13 protein-coding genes are annotated in these 17,105 nt (G+C 75.0%); 9 read left to right on the top strand and 4 right to left on the bottom strand.

The window, feature by feature from the left end:
• Positions 1-13: 13 nt before the first annotated feature.
• The gene (locus ACIQF6_RS24635; RefSeq protein WP_400898519.1) at positions 14-1,624 is read right to left on the bottom strand and encodes an ABC-F family ATP-binding cassette domain-containing protein; all 1,611 of its coding nucleotides are present in this window, start codon (positions 1,622-1,624) and stop codon (positions 14-16) included.
• A gap of 491 nt (positions 1,625-2,115) precedes the next feature.
• Between ACIQF6_RS24635 and ACIQF6_RS24630 the strand changes: the two genes are divergently transcribed.
• From ACIQF6_RS24630 to ACIQF6_RS24615, 4 genes are all read left to right on the top strand, one after another.
• Positions 2,116-2,430 carry a hypothetical protein gene (locus ACIQF6_RS24630; protein WP_400898517.1) on the top strand — a complete coding sequence of 105 codons (315 nt, stop codon included), beginning with the start codon at positions 2,116-2,118 and terminating at the stop codon, positions 2,428-2,430.
• A gap of 203 nt (positions 2,431-2,633) precedes the next feature.
• Positions 2,634-4,280, top strand: a complete 1,647-nt coding sequence (locus ACIQF6_RS24625; RefSeq protein ID WP_400898515.1) for an ABC-F family ATP-binding cassette domain-containing protein — start codon at positions 2,634-2,636, stop codon at positions 4,278-4,280.
• A gap of 63 nt (positions 4,281-4,343) precedes the next feature.
• On the top strand, positions 4,344-5,024 hold the full coding sequence (locus tag ACIQF6_RS24620; protein WP_400898513.1) for a nitroreductase family protein: 681 nt from the start codon (positions 4,344-4,346) through the stop codon (positions 5,022-5,024).
• Between the two features lie 227 nt (positions 5,025-5,251).
• On the top strand, positions 5,252-5,845 hold the full coding sequence (locus ACIQF6_RS24615) for a GNAT family N-acetyltransferase (protein ID WP_400898511.1): 594 nt from the start codon (positions 5,252-5,254) through the stop codon (positions 5,843-5,845).
• 180 nt (positions 5,846-6,025) lie between these two features.
• Here ACIQF6_RS24615 and ACIQF6_RS24610 read toward each other — a convergent pair whose 3' ends face one another.
• On the bottom strand, positions 6,026-6,646 hold the full coding sequence (locus ACIQF6_RS24610) for a TetR/AcrR family transcriptional regulator (protein ID WP_400898509.1): 621 nt from the start codon (positions 6,644-6,646) through the stop codon (positions 6,026-6,028).
• 165 nt (positions 6,647-6,811) lie between these two features.
• Here ACIQF6_RS24610 and ACIQF6_RS24605 point away from each other — a divergent pair, with 165 nt between their 5' ends.
• The 3 genes from ACIQF6_RS24605 (at position 6,812) to ACIQF6_RS24595 (ending at position 11,630) form a co-directional block, all read left to right on the top strand.
• On the top strand, positions 6,812-7,444 hold the full coding sequence (locus tag ACIQF6_RS24605; protein ID WP_400898507.1) for an FMN-dependent NADH-azoreductase: 633 nt from the start codon (positions 6,812-6,814) through the stop codon (positions 7,442-7,444).
• Between the two features lie 98 nt (positions 7,445-7,542).
• Positions 7,543-10,899, top strand: a complete 3,357-nt coding sequence (locus ACIQF6_RS24600) for a hypothetical protein (protein WP_400898505.1) — start codon at positions 7,543-7,545, stop codon at positions 10,897-10,899.
• 164 nt (positions 10,900-11,063) lie between these two features.
• A complete protein-coding gene (locus ACIQF6_RS24595; protein WP_400898503.1) occupies positions 11,064-11,630 on the top strand; it encodes an NUDIX domain-containing protein in 567 nt (188 codons plus the stop codon).
• A gap of 202 nt (positions 11,631-11,832) precedes the next feature.
• Here ACIQF6_RS24595 and ACIQF6_RS24590 read toward each other — a convergent pair whose 3' ends face one another.
• Entirely contained in the window at positions 11,833-14,148 is a 2,316-nt protein-coding gene (locus ACIQF6_RS24590) for a Tex family protein (protein WP_400898855.1), read from the bottom strand.
• A gap of 237 nt (positions 14,149-14,385) precedes the next feature.
• On the opposite strand from ACIQF6_RS24590, the gene ACIQF6_RS24585 reads away from it, so the two are divergent.
• Positions 14,386-15,672, top strand: a complete 1,287-nt coding sequence (locus ACIQF6_RS24585; RefSeq protein WP_400898501.1) for a glycosyltransferase 87 family protein — start codon at positions 14,386-14,388, stop codon at positions 15,670-15,672.
• 31 nt (positions 15,673-15,703) lie between these two features.
• Positions 15,704-16,090 carry a PPOX class F420-dependent oxidoreductase gene (locus tag ACIQF6_RS24580; RefSeq protein ID WP_400898499.1) on the top strand — a complete coding sequence of 129 codons (387 nt, stop codon included), beginning with the start codon at positions 15,704-15,706 and terminating at the stop codon, positions 16,088-16,090.
• A gap of 187 nt (positions 16,091-16,277) precedes the next feature.
• Here the strand turns inward: ACIQF6_RS24580 and ACIQF6_RS24575 are convergent, their stop codons facing one another.
• Complete coding sequence (locus tag ACIQF6_RS24575) at positions 16,278-17,075, bottom strand: SGNH/GDSL hydrolase family protein (RefSeq protein WP_400898497.1); 798 nt, start codon at positions 17,073-17,075, stop codon at positions 16,278-16,280.
• Positions 17,076-17,105 lie beyond the last annotated feature (30 nt).

Raw genomic sequence — 17,105 nt, 5'->3', positions numbered from 1 at the left:
GCCGGCCGGCAGGTCACTGCGGGTCCACCGCGCGCAGCTCACCTCCGTCCCACTCCAGCCAGCGGGTGATGCCGATCTCCCGCAGGAACGGATAGTCGTGGCTGGCGACGAGCAGCGTGCCCCGGTAGCCCGCGAGGGCCTGGGTGAGCTGGCGGACGCTGGCCAGATCCAGGTTGTTGGTCGGCTCGTCGAGCAGCAGCAGCTGCGGCGGCGGGTCGGCCAGCAGCAGGGCCGCCAGCGTCGCCCGGAAGCGCTCGCCGCCGGAGAGCGTGCCGGCCTGCTGGTCGGCCCGCGCCCCGCGGAACAGGAACCGGGCCAGCCGGGCCCGGACGTCGTTGTCCGTGGCGGCGGGCGCGTGCGCCTTGACGTTCTGGAAGACGGTGGCGCCGTCGTCCAGCACGTCGAGGCGCTGCGGCAGGTACCGCAGCGGCACCGGCGTGGTGATCATGCCCTCGGCGGGGGCGAGTTCACCGGCGACGGTGCGCAGCAGCGTGGTCTTGCCGGAGCCGTTGCGGCCGATCAGCGCGACCCGCTCGGGGCCGCGCAGCTCCAGATCGACCGTGCCGCCGTACGCCAACCGGACGCGTTCGAGCTGCAGCACGCTGCGCCCGGCGGGGACGGCGGTGCGGGGCAGGTCGATGCGGATCTCCGCGTCGTCCCGCACGGCCTCCTCGGCGGTGGCGAGGCGTTCCTTGGCCTCGTTGAGGCGTTCGGTGTGCATGCCGCGCAGCCGGCCGGCGGTCTCCTCGCCCTTGCCCTGGAGCTTGTCGGCGAGGGCCTTGGGGTCGTTGCGCCGCACCGAGCGCTGTCTGCCGTAGGCGGCGGACTTGGCGAGCCGCTGGGTGGCCTCGACCAGATCCCGCTTCTGCCGCTTCACGTCGGCCTCGGCGTTGCGGACCAGGCGTTCGGCGCTGTCCTGCTCGGCCGCCAGGGCCTCCTGGTAGGCGCTGAAGTTGCCGCCGTACCAGGTGACTTCGCCGTCCCGCAGGTCGGCGATCTGGTCGACCCGGTCCAGCAGCTCCCGGTCGTGGCTGACCACCAGCAGCACGCCGGGGAAGGCGGCCACCGCGTCGTACAGCCGGGCCCGGGCCTGGGCGTCCAGATTGTTGGTCGGCTCGTCGAGCAGCAGCACGTCGGGGCGGCGCAGCAGCAGCGCGGCGAGGTGCAGCAGGACGGCCTGGCCGCCGGAGAGTTCGCCGGTGGTGCGGTCGAGCCGGAGCCCCGTCAGGCCGAGGCGGTCGAGGGTGGCGCGGGCGCGCTCCTCGACGTCCCAGTCGTCGCCGACGGCGGTGAAGTGCCGCTCGTCGACGTCTCCCGACTCGATGGCGTGCAGGGCTTCGCGGGTGGCTCGGATGCCGAGCGTCTCGTCCACCCGCCGGTCCGAAGCGACCGTCAGGTCCTGTGGCAGGTAGCCGAGTTCGCCGGCGATCCGGACGGTGCCGGAGACCGGGGTGAGCTCGCCCGCGATCAGCCGCAGCAGGGTGGACTTGCCGGCGCCGTTCAGGCCGACCAGCCCCGTCCGGCCGGGGCCGACCGCGAGGTGGAAACCGCTCAGCACGGGGCGGCCGTCGGGCCATTCGAAGCCGAGGTCGGTGCAGAGGATCGAGGTGGTGGGTTGCGCCATGGAGGGCCTCCGTCAGTTGCCGTGGAAAAGGGGACAACACGGGGAGACACCGAGGACGCGGCTGCGAGAAGGGCCGTCACGGGAAACAGAAAACCCGCACGGGAGCCATGGATCGCTGCCCTGCCGAGGTCGCACTCGCGTCCGCACGCCGAGAAACCCGGAAACAGCACGGGTGTGGCGTGGCGCGGTGTCTCATGACCTCAGACAAGCAACGGCCTTCTCCAGACATGCGGGAATGTGACGCCTCCGAGCGTACGGAACCCCCGCCCGGCCGTGCAACGGAATTAAGTCCTGCCCTCTTCGAGCCCCGGCATCGAGCCCCGGCATCGAGGCCGGGTGGCCTGGGGGCACGGACCGGCGCGTGTCGCCCGCGCGCCGCCGTGGCGGGCGCGGGGAGCCAACCGCCACGGGGAACACGCCGTGGTCCGAGCCCGACCGGTATGCCTAGCGTTGGCCGCATTCGACCAGAAGGTCACCAATCGGAGGTGGGAATGCGTACTCGGATCACCGCGATGACCCTCGCGGCGGGCGTCCTGGCCGCCGCGGGCCTGATCGGCGTCTCGTCGGCCGACGCCGGTGCGGCGACGCTGTCCTGCGGCAACAAGCAGTACTTCACCGGCAGCGCCGGACACGCGGGCGGGTCCCTCCGCTGCACCGGCGGGGCGTTCGTCGCCATGGCCACCTGCTACAAGCCCGGCTACGGCAACTACACCCACTACGGGAACCGGGTGGAGACCGGCGGCACCTCCACCGTGTGGTGCGACCTCGGCGCCACCATCACCGAGCTGACCGGCCGCGCCTCCTAACGGGTCCCGGCACACGCGGGGAGTCCGGCCCCACGCCCGGAGGGCCCGCCGCCTCCCCTGCCGGTGGCGGGCCGTCCCCGGTGCCGTCCCGGTCGCCGCCGTCCCGACCGGCGCCGTCCCGACCGGCGCCGTCCCGGCCGGTGGCGGGCCCTCCCCCGGCGGCCGTCGGGAGTACTTCGGCCGCCGTCTAAAATCGACTCATCATGACTGCCACTCTCGTCGTCAAGGACCTCGCCGCCGGCCACGGTGAGCGCACGCTGTTCTCCGGGCTCGACCTGGTCGTCGCCCCCGGGGACGTGATCGGGCTGGTCGGGGTGAACGGCGCGGGCAAGTCCACGCTGCTGCGGCTGCTGGCCGGGCTGGACGCGCCGGAGGGCGGCAGCCTGAAGCTGAGCCCGCCGACCGCGAACGTCGGGCACCTGCCGCAGGAGCCGGAGCGGCGGGAGGGCGAGTCGGTGCGCGACTTCCTGGCCCGCCGGACCGGTGTCGCGGCGGCGCAGGCCGCGCTGGACGAGGCGACCGAGGGCCTGGTGGAGGGCCGCCCGGGCGCGGACGACGCGTACGCGGTGAGCCTGGACCGCTGGCTGGACCTGGGCGGCGCGGACCTGGAGGAACGGGCCGAGGAGGTCGCCGACCAGCTGGGCCTGAAGGTGTCGCTGGACCTGCCGATGACGGCGCTGTCCGGCGGCCAGGCGGCCCGCGCGGGCCTGGCCTCGCTGCTGCTGTCCCGCTACGACGTGTTCCTGCTCGACGAGCCCACCAACGACCTGGACCTGGACGGCCTGGAGCGCCTGGAGTCGTTCGTCAAGGGCCTGCGCGCGGGCACCGTGCTGATCAGCCACGACCGCGAGTTCCTGGCCCGCACCGTGACCAGGGTGCTGGAGCTGGACCTGCACCAGCACCAGGTGAACCTGTACGGCGGCGGCTACGAGTCGTACCTGGAGGAGCGGGCGATCTCCCGCCGGCACGCCCGCGAGCAGTACGAGGACTACGCGGACACCAAGGCGGGCCTGGAGGCGCGCGCCCAGATGCAGCGCAACTGGATGGAGAACGGCGTCCGCAACGCCCGGCGCAAGGGCGGCGACAACGACAAGAAGGCCCGCGCGCAGCGTGCCGAGTCGACCGAGAAGCAGGCCGCGAAGGCCCGGCAGACGCAGCGGATGATCGAGCGCCTGGACGTGGTGGAGGAGCCCCGCAAGGAGTGGGAGCTGCGGATGGAGATCGCCCCCGCGCCGCGCTCCGGCTCGGTGGTGGCGACGCTCCGTCAGGCTGCCGTCAAGCGCGGTGATTTCGCGTTCGGCCCGGTGGACCTGCAGATCGACTGGGCGGACCGGGTGGCGATCACCGGTGCGAACGGTGCGGGCAAGTCGACGCTGCTGGCGGCGCTGCTGGGCCGGCTGGAGCTGGACTCCGGCAGTGCGGCGCTCGGTTCGGGCGTGCAGATCGGCGAGGTCGAGCAGGCCCGCGGCCACCTGTTCGGCGGCGACGCGGAACGCCCGCTGCTGGAGGCGTTCGCCGCGGCCGTGCCGGACCTGAACCCGGAGGACGTCCGCACCCTGCTGGCCAAGTTCGGCCTGAAGGCGGTGCACGTGCTGCGGCCCGCCGCGACGCTGTCGCCGGGCGAGCGGACCCGGGCGGCGCTGGCGCTGTTGCAGGCCCGCGGGGTGAACCTGCTGGTGCTGGACGAGCCGACCAACCACCTGGACCTGCCGGCGATCGAGCAGTTGGAGTCGGCGCTGGCCTCCTACACCGGCACCCTGCTGCTGGTCACCCACGACCGGCGGATGCTGGACACGGTGCAGGTGAACCGGCGGCTGGTGGTCGCGGACGGACGGGTGCGCGAGGCCTGACCGGCAAGTCCTGGCAAGGTCAAGTCTTCCACTCGGCACCCGCCATGTGCTGTGCTGTCGCCCATGGTTGACAGTGCATCCAGCACCGAAGCGCCGTCCTTCCCGACGGTGCCGCTGCGTCCGATGAGCGTGCCCGTCCACGAGGCGGCGGACCGCTGCCGTGGCTTCCACGAGGTGATGGCACAGCGCCGCACCGTCCGCGACTACTCGACCCGTCCGCTGCCCGAGGGCGTGCTGGAGTGGGCGATCCGCACGGCGGCGACCGCGCCCAGCGGCGCGCACGTGCAGCCGTGGCGGTTCGTGGTGGTGACCGATCCGGAGCGCAAGCGGCGGCTGCGGGAGGCCGCCGAGGCGGAGGAGCGGGAGTTCTACGGGCACCGGGCGTCCGAGGAGTGGCTGGCGGCGCTGGCCCCGATCGGCACCGACTGGCGCAAGCCGTTCCTGGAGGACGCGCCCGCGGTGATCGTGGTCTTCGAGGTGCACAAGGGCCCCAACTCGCCGCGCCCCTACTACACCAAGGAGAGCGTGGGCATCGCCGTCGGCCTGCTGCTGGCGTCGCTGCACCAGGCGGGCCTGGCCACCCTGACGCACACGCCGAGCCCGATGCGCTTCCTGAACGAGATCTGCGAACGCCCGCAGGAGGAACGCGCCGCGTACGTGATCCCGGTCGGCTACCCGGCGGACGACGCCCGGGTGCCGGACCTGGAGCGCAAGCCGCTGGACGAGGTGCTGGTACGGCTCTGACGGCCCGTCGGGCAACGGGCGGGGCTCCGTCGGACAACGCACGGCGGCCCGTCGGGCAACGGGCGGGGCTCCGTCGGGCAGCGTGCGGGACGGGGCGGCGCTCCGGCGCGCGGAACGGGTGTCGCTCCGGCGCGGGCGACCCCGCCCCGGCCCGGGCCGTGAACGAGCCGTGAGGGTACGGAATACCCGCTGGTGGGCGCGGTCGGGCATGGCCCATACTCCCGATCATGAGCCACTCCACCGACGCACCTGACACCACGGTGCGACCGCCGACCCCGGGCCGACCGCCCGAACTGCTGCCGCTCGGCGGCGGCGCCCACCTGCGCCGCCGCCGACTGGCGGACGCCGCCGCGCTGAACGCCGCGGTGCTCGCCAACCTCGACCACCTTCGCCCGTACATGGCCTGGGCCGCCATCGCGCCGACGCTGCCGGAGAGCGAGCAGCTCTCGGTGCGCGGCGAGCAGGTCTGGGACGAGGGCACCGACTTCATGTACCTGCTCGGCCTGGACGCCGAACCGGCCGTCGTGATCGGCGGGTTCGGCCTGCACGGCCGGATCGGCCCGGGCGCGCTGGAGATCGGCTACTGGGTGCACCGCGAGCACACCGGCCGCGGCCTGGCCACCGCCGCCGCCCGCGCCCTCACCGGGGCGGCCCTCGCCCTGCCGGGCATCACCCGGGCGGAGATCCACTGCGACGAGTCGAACGCCGCGAGCGCCGCCGTGCCGCGCAAGCTCGGCTACACGCTGGACCGGATCGACGCGGCGACACCGACCGCACCGGCCGAGACCGGCCGCAAGATGATCTGGGTGACGGGCTCCTGACGATCGATCGGCAGCACTGAGGCGGGGACGGACGGCGGCCGTCCCCGTTCGCGTTTTCCCAGCGACATCGACCGACACCTGCCGGCCGCACCCACCGCTCCCGTCGACGCCCGTGCCCCGCAGCCCCGCCCCGCGCACCCCAGGCACCCCACTGCACCCCGGTCGCCCCGCGCGCAGCGGTCAGCGGCGGGCGAGCCGCTCGACCAGGGCCTGCCAGCTGTCCGCGAGCGCCGTGCCGAGGTCGCCCTCGCAGCGCTCGGCGCGCTGCTCCGCGGTGGACGGGTCCATCCCCAGGACGACCAGCGGGGGGCCTTCGAGGGCGCTGGTGAGCTGGAAGGCGAGGGTGTCCAGGTCGCGCAGGCCGAGCGAGGCCTGCCCCAGCAGCATGCGGATGTGCGGCTGGGTGAACACCGGCGCGCCGGTGGTGACGGGGCCCTTGCGCTCGATCGCGGCGCGTGCGATGTCCTGCCGCGCCAGCAGGAACAGGGTCCGCTCGCGGCCGTAGGCGATCAGTCGGTCGACCGGGTCGGCGCCGGGGCCGAGCGGCGGCTCGCCGGACAGCACCTGGGCCTGGAAGCACTTCTCCTCGGCGTCCAGCAGCGCGCGGAAGATGCCGGCCCGGGTGCCGAAGCGGCGGAAGACGGTGCCCTTGCCCAGGCCCGCCCGTTCGGCGAGGCCGTCCATGGTGACTCTCTCGGTGCCGAGCTCGGCGATCATCGCGCGGGCCGTACACAGCAGGGCCTCGCGGTTGCGGGCCGCGTCCGCACGCTCGACCGGGGGTTTGCCGAAGGGGACGTCCATGGTGGCCAATTTACCTTCCGAGCGAAACGGGGTAAAGTCCGTTTCATCGAACCGGGGTAAAGTCCGCTTCGACCGAGTGCGGCACCCACCGGGTCGCACCCGCCGCCCTGCCGTGCCCCCACGGCCGCCGCTTCCCCGGCGGGCCGGAACCCGAGGAGAACCGCCATGCACCTGTTCCGTCTGGACACCAGCATCTTCCCCGCCAACTCGACCAGCTCCGAGCTGGCCGACGCCGCCGAGGCGGAATGGACCGCCGCCCACCCCGAGGGCACCGTCACCCGCCGCCACCTGGGCGCCGAGCCGCTGCCCGGCGACACCTGGACCCACGCCACGCTGGCCGGCTTCGTCCCCGCGGAGCAGCACACCGACGAGCACCGCGCCGCCTCCGCGCTGGCCGCCACCCTCGCCGACGAACTGCGCGCCGCCGACGCCGCAGTCATCGCCGTGCCGCTGTACAACTGGGGCGTCTCGCAGCACTTCAAGACCTGGGTCGACGTGGTGATCGCCAACGCCGGTCCGTCCGACCAGCTGCTCAAGGACAAGCCGGTCGTGCTGGTCACCTCGCTCGGCGGCGGCTTCGCCCCCGGCACCCCGCGCGAGGGCTGGGACCACTCCACCCCGTACCTGGAGCGCATCCTGCGCGACGTCTGGGGCGCCGACCTGACCGTGGTCCGCCGCGAGCTGACCCTCGCCGGCGTCAACCCGGCGATGGAGAGCCTGCGCGACCTGGCCGCCGAGTACCACACCCAGGCCCTGGACGCCGCCCGCGACGCCGGCAAGAACCTGGTCCGCGCCTGACCACAGCGCCGACGCGCCGGTGGGGCAATGCCCCACCGGCGCGCGGCCGTGCGGAAACCCGTTCGATCACTGCCGCCCGGCCGGTGAGAATGGCCCGCATGGACCCGCTCGACACCGCCCCGCTGCTCACCGCGATGGACCCGCTCCCCTACCCGGAGCGCACCGCGCTGTTCGTCCGCACCGTCCGGGGCGCGCGGCCCGCCGACGCCGACCGGCTGATCGCCGAACTCGCCGCCGGCGACTGGCACCAGCGGCGGCTGGCCGCGTTCGCCGCCGTGCTGACCGGCCGGACCGACCTGCTCGGCCGGTGGCTCACCGACCCGGACGCGGAGGTCCGCGGCCGGGCGATCCGGGCGCTCGGCACCCTGCCGATACCCGACGAGGCGGTGCTCGCCGCGTACGCCCACGGCTCGGCCGTGGAACGGCGCGCCCTGCGCCGACAGCTCACCCGCAACCCCCGCCCGGCGCTCGCCGCCCGGCTGTTCACGGCCGCCCGGGACCACTGGGGCGCGGCGGAGGCCGCACTGCTGCTGCCGTTCTGCCCGCCGGAGACGGTGGCCGACGAACTGCCCGGACTGGCGTTCGCCGTGGGCTCCTGGTCGCGGCTGGCCGAGCACCACCCCGACCCGGTGGTCGACCACCTGGAGCGGGAGTTCACCGTCCGGGGCTCCGACGGCTGGGCGGAGCTCTCCCGGCCGCTGGTGGCCGTGCTGCCGCTGCGCCCCGCCCGCGTCCTCGACCTGCTGGAACGCCACCGCCCGCCCCGGCTCGACCCGTCCCTGGTCGCCGAGTTCGGCCCGCTGGTGCGGGTGGACGCCGAACGCGCCACCGCCGTGCTGGCCGACCCGGCCCGCGAGACCGCCGGCTGGGAGCAGCTGCCGGGCCGCGCCGCGCTGGCCCTGATCGTCCGCGCCGACCCGCCGTCGCTGCCCGCGCTCGGCCGCCGCTGGCTGCCCCACGCCGACCGCTTCACCACCCTGCTGCGCGCTCTGCCGCCGTCCCGCCGCACCGCGTTCCTGGACGCCGCCGGCGGCGGACTGCCGCTGCCCGCCAGCCTGTTGACGGATCGGATGCTGCGTCTGCTGCCCCGCGAGCGCCGGTACGCCGAGGCCCGCCGGCTGCGGACCGAGGAACTCGCCCGCGGTCTGACCGAGCAGCAGGTCGAGTACCTGACGCCGCTGCTGCCGCCCGACGAGGCGTGGGACGCCCTGCTGCCCGTCACCCGGCGGCCCGACCCGGCGCTGCGCATGGGCGCCTGGCACCGGCTGGCCGCCGTCGCCACCGACGACCCCCGCCCGACCGCCCCCGGCCGGCTGCTCGCCGCCCTCGGCCGCCTGCGCAACGAGCAGGACCCGGTTCGCAGCGCCGCCCTGAACGCGCTCGCCGGCTTCCCCGCCCACCGCTTCGAGGACGCCCACGCCGACGCCCTCACCGCCCTCACCGCCGAGACGCTCGCCGCCCGCGACTGCTCCCGCACCACCCAGTACGGCCTGTCCCGCACGATGCTCGCCGTCCTCGCCGCCCACCCCGCCGGCGACCGGCCCGCGCTGCTCGCCTGGTCGCTCGCCACGCTGGAGCAACTCGTCGACCGCACCGGCGTCCTGAGCCTCCCCTCGCTGGCCGGACGGCTGCGCCGCGGCCAGGAGCAGCAGGTGCTCGAAGCGCTGCGCCCCGCGCTGGACCGCGCCCAGGGGCACCAGCTGCTGTTCACCCTGGTCCGGCTGCTCGGCCCGCGCGCCGAGCTGCTCCCGGAGGTCGACGAGCGGCTCGGCCGGGCCCTCGCCGACGCACCCGCCGGGGAGTTCACCGAGGCGCTGCGGCTCTGGCTGGCACCGCGCCGGGGCCGCACCGCCAAGGTGCTGACGGCGCTCGGGCTCGACCGGTCGGCGGCGTTCTACGAGCCCGTCCGGCACCACCTGTGCACCGTCCGCACCGACCTGCTCGACACCACGCTGCTGGCCGAGCCCGCCCCGACCGGGCGGTTCCGGCCGGCCGGCCGGCCGCGTCCGCTGCCGCCGACCCGGCACGCGAGCCGCTGGCTGCCCCGCCAGACGGCCCGCGCCGCCGAGCTGCTCGCGGCGGCCGCCGAGGACCTCGACCGCCCCCGCGAAGCCCGGGTCGGCGCGATCCGGGCGGCCGCCCAGCTCCCGTCGCACGGACGGAAGTTGATCGACCGCCACCTCGCCGACCCGGACGTGCTGCTCGCCGAGGCCGCGCTCGCCGCACTCCCCTGGACGGACGACCCGGCCGCCGCCCTGCCCCTGCTGCTGGAGCACGTCGGCGACGACCGGGCCCGGGTCGCGCTGTACGCCGCCGGCCGCGCCGCCCGGCACGCCTCCCCGGACCGGCTGGCCGCCCTGCTGGCCGGACTCGCCGCCCGGCCGGACGGCACGAAGGTCACCGCCCGCAAGGAGGCGGTCCGGCTGGCCGCCCGCTTCCTGCCCGCCGCGCAGGCCGCCGAAATCCTCGCCGCGGCCTTTCACGTACCCGGCCAGCACCCGGACGTCCGGGCCGCCGCCGTCGGACGGTGCGCCGGGCTACTGGACGCCGAGGCGGTCTGGACGCTGCTCGCCGAGGCCGCCGCCGACCCGCACCCGCAGGTCCGCGAGGCCGTCCTGGCCACCTCCCCCCAGCTGCTGACCGACCGTCACCGACCGCGCTACGCCCGGCTGGTGTCCGAGGTGGCCGTCCGCGCCGACTCCGCCGAGGACCTGGCGGCGGCCGGGGCCGCGATCCGTGCGCTGCCGCAGTGGGCCCGGTACGTGCCGGACGCCGCCGACGTCCTGCCCGGGCTGGTCACCGACCTCGACAACCGGCGCACCTGGCGGCCGGCCGCGCTGGCGCTGCGCACCCTGGCCGTCTCCCGGGTCGCCCACCCGACCGGCGGCGCCGCCGAGGGCAGCCTCGCCCACCGGGCGCTGGCCGGGCTGCTGGCCGCCGAGACCGCGCAACCGCCGGGCCGCGACCTGCCCGCCCGGCAGCGCATCGCCGTTCTCACCGACCACCCCCGGCAGCGGCTGTGCCGCCCCGCGCTGCTCGCCCAGGCCGATCAACTCGCCGACCACGACGACCTGTTGGACCTCCGGGCGACTCTGCTGGCGCGGGCCGCCAGCGCACCCGGCAGCCCCGGATTCGACGCCGACCTGGCCCGGCTGGCCGACGCCCTCGCCGACCGCCCCGTCCTGGCCGCCCGCCTCGCCCACGACCTCGCCGAGACCCTCGCCGGCCCGCACCCGCACCCGGCGGACGCCGACGTCACGGCCGCCGGCCAGGTCCACGCCCTGGCCGCCGACGGCGCGATCGTCCCGGGCCTGCTGGCCGCCGCCCTCACCGCCCGGCTCGGGGCCCGCAGCGTCTGGACCGGCGACTGGCCCGCCGTGCTGGCCGCGCTGCGCGCCCACCCCGACGCGGAAGTCCGCGCGGCGGCCCGGGAGTCGGCGACCGTCCTGGAGTGACCGGCGCGGTGGGCGCGTCCGCCCGCCGCCACGGCGACCGGGAGGCCACCAACGGGTGACCTCCCGGTGCGGTGAATTGACGTGCGCCCACCGGAGGGTGACGTTCCGTCCGATTGATTGACCCCTCGGGTCCCGTTCTGCCCGCCCAGGACTACGATCGATCGATGACGGACACGACGCGCAGAACAGACGACAGAGCCGCGATCGCAGCCAGGTACCCGGCCCTCCACGCACCCCAGCGCTGGGAGTGGGGCGGCATCGACGCGCAGTTCACCACGGAACTGCCACCGGACGAACTGGTCACCAACATCCACCTGGTGGGTTTCACCGAGGGCCGGGTGGTCCTCTGCCGCGACGTCCGCGGCCACTGGTTCCTCCCCGGCGGCACCCGCGAGGCCGCCGAGAGCATCGACACCTGCCTCTCCCGCGAACTGCGCGAAGAGGCCGGGGCCCGCCTCGTCGGCCCCCCGACCTGGATCGGCCACCACCTCGCCGTCTCCGAGGGCCCCGTCCCCTACCGCCCCTGGCAGCCCCACCCCGTCAAGGCCTGGCTCTGGGGCTGGGCCGAAGTCCTGGTCGACTCCGCCCCCACCAACCCCGCCGACGGCGAACAGGTCCTCGAAGTCCGCCTCACCACTCCCCTGGAGGCCCAACACCTCCTCACCCGCCACCGCGAACCCTGGTGGCCCGAGCTCGTCGCCCTCGCCACCGAGTCCCGCGCCGCGGGGTGACCGCCCCCTGAACGGACGGACTCGCGCGACCGCCCGCACCCGACGGGCCGTCAGGGTTCCCGGTGCGCGACCAGCGCGGTACACCCGTCGACCGGAACGGCGGAGGTGCGGGACGCGTCGCCCCACCGCCCCTTGCTCGACATGTGTGCAACAGGCGGCCGGTGCCCGGATGTCCTGCCCTCTCCGGGCACCGACGGCGGCGCTACTTGCCCAGGCCCGCGCGGCGGAGGGCGTCGGCCATGGCGGAGTTGGCGGGGGGCGGCGGGGTGCGGTCGCTGCGGCGGTCCTGGCGCGGGGGGCGGGGGTCGCGGCGGGAGCCGGGTTCCCGGGGGCCGGCGGCAGGCCGGGTCTCGTCGTCGAGGCGGAGGGTGAGGCCGATGCGCTTGCGCTGGACGTCGACGGCGGTGACCTTGGCGCGGACGATGTCGCCGGGCTTGACCACCTCGCGCGGGTCCTTGACGAAGTTCTTGGAGAGCGCGGAGACGTGCACCAGGCCGTCCTGGTGGACGCCGATGTCGACGAAGGCGCCGAACGCGGCGACGTTGGTGACCACGCCTTCCAGGATCATGCCGACCTCCAGGTCGGAGATCTTCTCCACGCCGTCCTTGAAGGTCGCGGTCTGGAACGCGGGCCGCGGGTCGCGGCCGGGCTTGTCGAGTTCGCCGAGGATGTCGGTGACGGTCGGCACGCCGAAGGTGTCGTCCGCGAAGTCGCCGGGCCGCAGCGCCCGCAGCGCCGCGCCGTTGCCGATCAGGGAACGGAGCTCGCCGCCCGTCGCGGCGAGGATCCGGCGGACCACGGGGTACGCCTCGGGGTGCACCGCGGAGGCGTCCAGCGGGTCGTCGCCGTCGGGGATGCGCAGGAAGCCCGCGCACTGCTCGAACGCCTTCGGGCCGAGCCGGGAGACGTCCTTGAGCGCGCGCCGGGTCCGGAACGGCCCGTTCGCGTCGCGGTGCGCGACGATGTTGTCGGCGAGCGTGCCGGTGATGCCGGAGACCCGGGTGAGCAGCGGCGCGGAGGCTGTGTTGACGTCCACGCCGACGGCGTTGACGCAGTCCTCGACCACGGCGTCCAGCGAGCGGGAGAGCTTGAGTTCGCTCAGGTCGTGCTGGTACTGGCCGACGCCGATCGACTTGGGGTCGATCTTGACGAGTTCGGCCAGCGGGTCCTGGAGGCGGCGGGCGATGGAGACCGCGCCGCGGATGGAGACGTCCAGGCCGGGCAGTTCCTGGGCGGCGAACGCGGAGGCAGAGTACACGGACGCGCCGGCCTCGCTGACCATCACCTTGGTGAGGCCGAGCTCGGGGTGACGCTTGATCAGGTCGACGGCGAGGCGGTCGGTCTCCCGGGAGGCGGTGCCGTTGCCGATCGCGACCAGGTCCACCTGGTGCTCGGCGGCGAGCCGGGCCAGTGCGGCGAGCGCCGCGTCCCACTTGTTGGCGGGCTGGTGCGGGTAGATGGTCTCGTACGCGACGACCTTGCCGGTGGCGTCGACCACGGCGACCTTGACGCCGGTGCGGAAGCCCGGGTCGAGGCCCATGGTGGCGCGGGTGCCGGCGGGGGCGGCGAGCAGCAGGTCGCGCAGGTTGGCGGCGAAGACCCGGACGGCCTCGTCCTCGGCCTCGGCGCGCAGCCGGGTGCGCAGGTCGATGCCGAGCCGGACCAGGATGCGGGTGCGCCAGGCCCAGCGGACGGTGTCGGTGAGCCACTTGTCGGCGGGCCGGCCGCGGTCGGCGATGTCGAACCGGGCGGAGATCCGCTGCTCGTAGTCGCTCGCGCCGGGCAGGTCGGACTCCTCGGCGCCGTCGAACGGGGAGAGTTCGAGGTCGAGGACCTCTTCCTTCTCGCCGCGCAGCATCGCCAGGATCCGGTGCGAGGGCAGCTTGGTGTACGGCTCGGCGAAGTCGAAGTAGTCGGCGAACTTGGCGCCGTCCTGGTCCTTGCCGTCGCGGACCTTGGCGACCAGCCGGCCGCGGGTCCACATCCGTTCGCGCAGCGAGCCGACCAGGTCGGCGTCCTCGCCGAAGCGTTCGACCAGGATGGCGCGGGCGCCCTCCAGCGCGGCGGCGGCGTCGGCGACCTGCTCGTTCGCGTAGCCGGCGGCGAGCGCGGCCGGGTCCTGCGTCGGGTCGGCGAGCAGCGTGTCGGCCAGCGGTTCGAGGCCGGCCTCGCGGGCGATCTGCGCCTTGGTGCGCCGCTTGGGCTTGTACGGGAGGTAGATGTCCTCCAGTCGGGCCTTGGAGTCGGCGGCGAGGATCTGCGCGCGCAGCGTGTCGTCCAGCTTGCCCTGGGAGTCGATGGACTCCAGCACGGCGCTTCGGCGCTCCTCGAGTTCGCGCAGGTAGCGCAGCCGCTCCTCCAGGGTGCGCAGCTGGGTGTCGTCGAGGGCGCCGGTGGCTTCCTTGCGGTACCGCGCGATGAAGGGGACGGTCGCTCCGCCGTCGAGCAGGCCGACGGCGGCCTGCACCTGGTTCTCGCGGACGCCCAGTTCCTCGGCGATCTTGCGTTCGACGGGCATGGTCACGATGCCGGTCACCCTTTCTGGTGGTTTCGCTTCTCGCCCGAGCATTCTGGCAGGTCCGGCGGACGTTCTCCGGCGGTCCGGTCGGCGGAACCGGGCGTGGCGCGTTCCGGGGACATCCGCGGACACGCGCCGATGCCCTCCGAGCGCCGCCCGATTTGCCTGATATGAGTTAGATCGCACCGCGGCCTGGCCTCGGCTCGCCCCCTCAGCACGACCGCACTGGAGGACACGGTGGCGCAGCTCCCCGCCCGGCCGATCCGCTGGACCCGCCCCAGGACCTGGCCCCGCGAGGTCCTCGCGCTGGCCGCGTACTGGATCGCCAGCCGGCTGCTGATGGTCGGCCTGGTCCGCTCCGGCAAGACGGAGTCCACCACCGAGGTGGACGTGCTCTACCGGGGCTGGGCCGAGGTGCTGCGCACCGGCTCGTTCCCGGTGGACGACGTCGCCTGGCAGTACCCGCCGGGCGCGGCGCTGCCGATGCTCGGGCCCGTCCTGCTGCCGTTCCTGACGTACCTCCAGGCGTTCTGGCTGCTGATGCTGATCACCGACGCGCTGGTCCAGTGCGCGCTGCTGCGGGTCTCGCTGGGCCGGCCCGGCCGCTCCACGTCCGGCGCGTGGCTGTGGGCGCTGACCCTGCCGCTGCTGCTCGGCCTGCCGTACGGCCGCTACGACCTGGCGGTCACCGGGCTGGCGGTGCTCTCGCTGCTCCTGCTGCCCGCCCGGCCCCGGCCGGCCGGGGTGCTGGCCGGGATCGGCGCGCTGGTCAAGGTGTGGCCGGCGCTGATCGTGCTCGGCACCCCGCGCGGCCGCACCACCCGCCAGGCCTGGACGTCCACCGTGGTGGCCGCGCTCGCCCTGCTGCTGGCGCTGGCCGCGGTCTTCGACCACGCCCTCGACTTCCTGCACGCGCAGCGCCACCGCGGCGTCGAGATCGAGTCGTTGGGCGGCACCGCCTTCCAACTGGCCCGGATGTTCGGCTGGCCCGGCCGGGTCGAGCAGCACTACGGCTCGATGGAGTTCCTCGGCCCGTACGTCCACCGGGCGTCCCAGCTGTCGCTGTTGCTGACGGTCGCCGCGTTCGGCTGGCTGCTGCTGTGGCGGCTGCGGGCCCGCCGCTGGACGGCCGCCACCCCGTACGACGCGGCGCTCAGCGCGGTGCTGCTGTTCACCCTGACCAGCCGGGTGATCTCCCCGCAGTACCTGATCTGGCTGATCGGGCTGGCCGCGGTCTGTCTGACCGTCCGGGGCACCTGCCAGCGGCCGGTGGCGCTGCTGCTGATCCCGGTGGTCGGCCTGACCACCGTCGACTTCCCGCTGTTCTTCGACGCGGCGGTGGCCGGCGGCTGGCGGCCCACCGCAGTCATCGTGGCCCGCAACGGGCTGCTGCTGGCGGCCGGCCTGTGGTCGGCGGGACGGCTGTGGCGGGCCACCGTCCCGTCCGCGGCCCGCCGTCGGCGCAGCACCGCCCCCGCGTCCACCGGGACCCGGCCGGACACCGACCCCGTGGGCACCGTCTGACGGTCCGTCGGCGGGCCGTACACTCGCGGCCATGGCCGACGACACCGAGTTGGACCGGCTCGCCGCCGGGAAGTACCTGCTGATCACCAGCTACCGCAAGGACGGCAGCGGGGTGCCGACACCGGTGTGGATGGTCCGCGACGGCGACGCCCTCGGGGTGTGGACCGCGGCCGACTCGTGGAAGGTCAAGCGGATCCGGCAGCGCGCGGACATCCTGGCCGGGCCGTGCGACGTACGCGGCAACCCGGCCGGCGAGTCCGTGCCGGCCACCGCGAAGGTCGCCGACGCCGCCACCACGATGCACTACCGGCGGCTGCTGGCCCGCAAGTACGGGGCGCTCTTCTGGCTCACCCGGCTCGCCGGCATCCTGCGCCGCGGCCGGCACGCAACGATCGCCCTGACCATCCGGCTCGACTGACCCGCCGCCAGGGCCGGCACGGCGCCGGCGCGCGGCGTTCGACAGGACGCACCTCGCTGCGCGGCGCGGCCAACACGGCACCGCCGGCCCGACCGTCCGACCCGACCGACGCCCCGTCAGATCCGGTACGGCGGCAGCGCGCGGAGGCGTTCGACAGGACGCCCCTCGCCGCGCGGCCGGTGCCCCGTCACACCTGGTACGGCAGCAGCTCGGGGCGCTTGGCGGGGCGCCCGTCGCCGGAGGAGCGGCCGCGCAGCCGCCGTCCGATCCACGGGCCGACGTGGGTGCGCAGCCAGCGGGCGTCCGCGCGCAGCTTCTCGCCCCGGGTGCGGACGTCGGGTTCGGCGAGCGGCGCCCGCCAGTCCTCCTCCGCGGGGCGGCCGAGCGCCTCCAGCACCGCCAGCGCGACCCGGCGGTGGCCCTCCGCCGACAGGTGCAGCCGGTCCTCCGCCCACAGCCGGCGGTCGTCGAAGGCCGGCGCGGAGAACAGGTCGACCAGTACCGCGCGGCCCGGGTTCTGCTGCACCGTCCGTTCCACGAACGCCTTCATCCGCAGGATCGCGGGCAGTAGCCGGGCGCTGCCGGCCATCCGCCGGGTCGGGTCGGTGGAGGTGAACAGCACCACGGTGCGGCCCTCGGCGACGAGTTCCGCGGCGCACTCGCCGAGCCGCCGCTCCACCTCGGCCACGTCGCAGCCCGGCCGCAGCACGTCGTTCAGGCCGCCCGCGAGCGTCACCAGGTCGGCGTCGGTGGCCGCCGCCAGGTCCACCTGCTCGTCCCGGATCTGGCCGATCAGCTTGCCGCGCACCGCCAGGTTCGCGTACCGGAAGCCCTCCTGCTCGGCGGCCAGCACGCCGGCGACCCGGTCCGCCCAACCGCGGAACTGCCCGTCGGGCAGCACGTCGTCGCACATTCCCTCGGTGAACGAGTCGCCCACCGCCACCATCGCCCGGTACTGCCGCACACCGCCTCCAGGGTTGTCCATTCTTCAACCCTATCGAGGCGCACGGCGCGG

Source organism: Kitasatospora sp. NPDC092948 (assembly GCF_044754805.1).
In the GTDB taxonomy this organism is placed as follows: Bacteria; Actinomycetota; Actinomycetes; order Streptomycetales; family Streptomycetaceae; genus Kitasatospora.
Note: the sequence above shows the minus strand (reverse complement) of the source record. Positions and strands in the feature narration are given on the sequence as shown.